The sequence below is a fragment of the Sphingobacterium sp. IITKGP-BTPF85 genome (assembly GCF_001006065.1).
Classification (GTDB): Bacteria; Bacteroidota; Bacteroidia; order Sphingobacteriales; family Sphingobacteriaceae; genus Sphingobacterium; species Sphingobacterium anhuiense.
Map to the genome: position 1 here is coordinate 1 of NZ_ASZT02000248.1, position 3332 is coordinate 3332.

Below are 3332 nucleotides of genomic sequence, written 5' to 3' on the forward strand. Positions count from 1 at the left end.
TGTAGTTAATAGGACGGTTACTCCGGTATACCATAATGTTGCATTCGTGTACGTATAAAACTATTCTGTGTTTCATTTATCTGACGTTGTGCCTCTGCGCCAATTGTTTCAAATACGAGTGATGATTTTCCTGAACCCGAGATACCCGTAAATACCGTTATTTTATGCTTCGGAATTTGAAGAGAAACATTTTTGAGATTATTCTGCCTAGCATTTGTTATAATAATATTATTCATAACTAATTTACTTAACTTTGCAACTACTTAACTAAGTTAAGTGTTTTTTTTATGAAAAAGATTGAAAAAGAATTTTTTACTGTATTTACAGACTTCCAATGTTTCATTTTGGCGAACATGAATAAGGGCGATTATATTGGTATTACAGCAACTCATTATAACATCATAGAGTTTGTGTATCGAAAAAGATGCTACTGCTAAACAGATTGCAGTAGCATTGAATGTTAGTCAAGCCGCTATTTCTAAGCAGTTGAAGTTTTTAATTCAAAATGAGTTGCTAAAACAAATACAGAGTGAGGTAGACAGGCGAAATTATATTTTAACTGCAACTGATAACGGGAAATTCATTGTTGACAATTCTGAAACCTTTAGAAAAAATTTAACTAAGCAATTTTCGTCAAATCTTTCAGCCAATGAACTTATAACATTTACCTCATTGTTGAAGAAAGCTTTGGAAGACCATAAATAGGAAATTAAAAAATGTTGCTCCTACTTTTTTAGCTCGTTATCCTTTTTTTAATAATTGATTTAGCTTATGCTTTTCATTACCATACAATATAAACGCTATACAAAATCAAGGATTATTTTTCGGATAAAAAAATTGGATCAAGTGGTACTTATTATAGTCCATAATCTCTTCAGTATTTCGTAAAATAGATTCTTTACTATTCATCGACAAATGGTCGATCCCGCAGAAAGTCTGGTGATTTCTCAAATTTATCTGCGAGTTTTTTCGCATTATTTAAGAAGTTCGCTTCTAAAATTTTTTAGTCCATTTCAAATTTTAATATTGGTATTCAAAGCGATATTGATTACTAATTTCTCACCACTAAAGTCTCAGGAAACGCCTATTAATTCTTTAAAAATAAGTGCTTTAATTTTTATTGAATGGATTTTTAAAGTTTTTAGTGTCAAATTTAGTTAAGATCATGTATATTTTACGAAAAAACTGCAATGAATATAACACTTGTTAAGTATACATCGGATGATTTTGATCTATTTAAACCGCTACTCCTTGATGATGAGATTATGAAATATATTACTGGAAAAGGCTGGACAGAAGTTCAGGTTAAGGAAAAGTTTGAGGCGATACTTGAAGTCAATCGTAATGAAGATGATCTGGGTTATTTTAAAGTATTTGACAACGGAAATCTGTATATCGGATATTGTAAGTTAGCATATAGCAGTAATGATTGTAACGTCCTTGAAATCGGGTATGTCATAAATAAGGAGTTTGGGGGAAGGGTTATGGATGTGCTGTTGGTCAAGCGGTAATAGATACAGCAAATAGATTATTTCCCCAATTAGATATTATTGGAATTATTGATCCTCATAATCTGGCTTCAAAAAAAATATTAGAAAAGTTAGGATTTAAGACCTATTTTAAAGGTTTCGAAGAAGGATTGCCGATAGAAAAACTCATGTTAAAAAGACTGCACTGAAATTAAGCAATCACCTCTTTCTCTTTATGCCAACAGTGACAATCTAATGGATTATAGCATTTTTTAGCTTAACTTATGCGTAGTAGTTTCCGTAGATTTTTAAATAAATAACGACGTTTCATTAAAATGATCATTATTTAATCATCCCTATAGGAATGGAATTAATGCTTTAGAGTTTGAGCTTATAGTAAAAAGAATGTTGGATTTTACAAGTTTTGCTAGCAAGATTTAAATAAAAGCTTTACTACAATTGAACTTATTACTCCCTGTGATTGTGACTAAAAAAATAGTAATTTGATGTAGTGCATTATTTAATAATTAAGATATGATATCGAAAAGTTTCTTATTAGCTTTCATTGTATAAGGTCAAAATTCGAAAGACCCAGAATAGAAAGCTTTGATATTGTTTTTTATTATCTTTAGTAAATTGTATTTGGCAAAATTTTTTATGTGTTTATGTAATCTCAAAGTTCAATAATGAAAAATGCTAGTAATATGGAAGATCTTGAAAAAAATAGGCAAGATCTTTTAGATCATGGTTTCAATGTGATTGACAATATCTATTCTAAAGAAGAAATAAATAGTATTATTGATGCAATTAATAAAGTTGACACTTCAAAAGACACATTCAGAAAAACTAAGGACTTATTTGCCATTAGACAGTTTCTGAAAGAAATTCCAGAAACCATTTCACTAATATTTACTGATAATTTTAGGTCACTTTTGCAAAAAATGATCGGCAATAATTTTTTCGTAGTAAAGAGCATTTATTTTGATAAACCTGAGACTTCTAACTGGTACGTATCTTATCATCAAGATTTAACTATTTCCGTTGATAAGAAAATAGAAATTGAAAATTTTGGACCTTGGACAACCAAACACAATCAATATGCAGTGCAACCGACAATTGACATATTAGAAAATATTACAGCTATAAGAATTCATCTTGATGATACCGATGAAAATAATGGCGCTTTAAAGGTTATCCCTAAATCACATGTTAAGGGAATTTATCGACCTGAAAAATAAATTGGGATATTGAGACTGAAACGACTTGTTCTGTTAAGCAAGGTGGAGTAATGTTAATGAAGCCATTGTTGCTACATAGCTCGAAGAGAACAGTCAATAATAAGAAAAGGCGTGTAATACACATTGAATTTTCAAATGTAGTATTGCCAACCTCATTAAAATGGGCTGAGCGCTTAAATTTTAATTGATATTCAAAAACTGAAAATATACTTTACAGTATATTTTCAGTACTATAAGTGAGTGTTTTAAGCAGTTCAGGCACTTCATCCCAATGATTGATCCTGATATGATGATTGATATGTGCATTGTGGTAGGCGTTAAACATTAGCGCTTTTCCCTTGCAGAAATCAAGATTTTTGCAATAATCATCGATCATATAATCTGTATCGATGATACTTTATCACCACAGAAGATAATATTCTTCCAGCTAATAAAAGGGAAATGTTCTTGTAGCCATTCTCTCTTTTCATACAAAGACAAGGGAAATTCCATAGCTGCAGAAACAATAAAAATCTCATAATCTTCCATTAATAATGTGACATTTTCTACTGCTTTGTCCATTACAGGTACTGTTCTAAAGAATGATTGCGTATGAAGTACTTTGGTATGCGGCCTACCAAGTACA

General features: G+C 30.6%; 5 protein-coding genes and 1 pseudogene. 3 read left to right on the forward strand and 3 right to left on the reverse strand.

Annotated elements, in window-relative coordinates; translation table 11 throughout:
• Positions 1 to 17: 17 nt before the first annotated feature.
• Complete coding sequence (locus tag L950_RS24610) at positions 18 to 236, reverse strand: ATP-binding cassette domain-containing protein (RefSeq protein ID WP_021191349.1); 219 nt, start codon at positions 234 to 236, stop codon at positions 18 to 20.
• A 172-nt stretch (positions 237 to 408) separates the two neighbouring features.
• Here L950_RS24610 and L950_RS24615 point away from each other — a divergent pair, with 172 nt between their 5' ends.
• The 3 genes and pseudogenes from L950_RS24615 to L950_RS24625 all read left to right on the forward strand — a co-directional run bounded on the left by L950_RS24615 (position 409) and on the right by L950_RS24625 (position 2707).
• The gene (locus L950_RS24615; protein ID WP_021191350.1) at positions 409 to 705 is read left to right on the forward strand and encodes a MarR family transcriptional regulator; all 297 of its coding nucleotides are present in this window, start codon (positions 409 to 411) and stop codon (positions 703 to 705) included.
• A gap of 485 nt (positions 706 to 1190) precedes the next feature.
• A pseudogene (locus L950_RS24620) lies at positions 1191 to 1678 on the forward strand (GNAT family N-acetyltransferase).
• A 477-nt stretch (positions 1679 to 2155) separates the two neighbouring features.
• Complete coding sequence (locus tag L950_RS24625) at positions 2156 to 2707, forward strand: phytanoyl-CoA dioxygenase family protein (RefSeq protein WP_021191351.1); 552 nt, start codon at positions 2156 to 2158, stop codon at positions 2705 to 2707.
• Between the two features lie 211 nt (positions 2708 to 2918).
• On the opposite strand, the gene L950_RS36045 is transcribed toward L950_RS24625, so the two are convergent.
• Together L950_RS36045 and L950_RS36050 are read right to left on the reverse strand one after the other, a co-directional pair.
• Complete coding sequence (locus L950_RS36045; RefSeq protein ID WP_262507199.1) at positions 2919 to 3083, reverse strand: 5' nucleotidase, NT5C type; 165 nt, start codon at positions 3081 to 3083, stop codon at positions 2919 to 2921.
• On the reverse strand, positions 3080 to 3332 hold a 253-nt coding region (locus tag L950_RS36050), incomplete at its 5' end, for a 5' nucleotidase, NT5C type (protein WP_410528160.1). The genes L950_RS36045 and L950_RS36050, both read right to left, overlap by 4 nt.

Coding starts and splice junctions, on each gene's coding strand:
- L950_RS24625 (WP_021191351.1), top strand. CDS start 2,156: ATGAAAAATGCTAGTAATATGGAAGATCTTGAAAAAAATAGGCAAGAT.
- L950_RS36045 (WP_262507199.1), bottom strand. CDS start 3,083: ATGATCGATGATTATTGCAAAAATCTTGATTTCTGCAAGGGAAAAGCG.
- L950_RS24610 (WP_021191349.1), bottom strand. CDS start 236: ATGAATAATATTATTATAACAAATGCTAGGCAGAATAATCTCAAAAAT.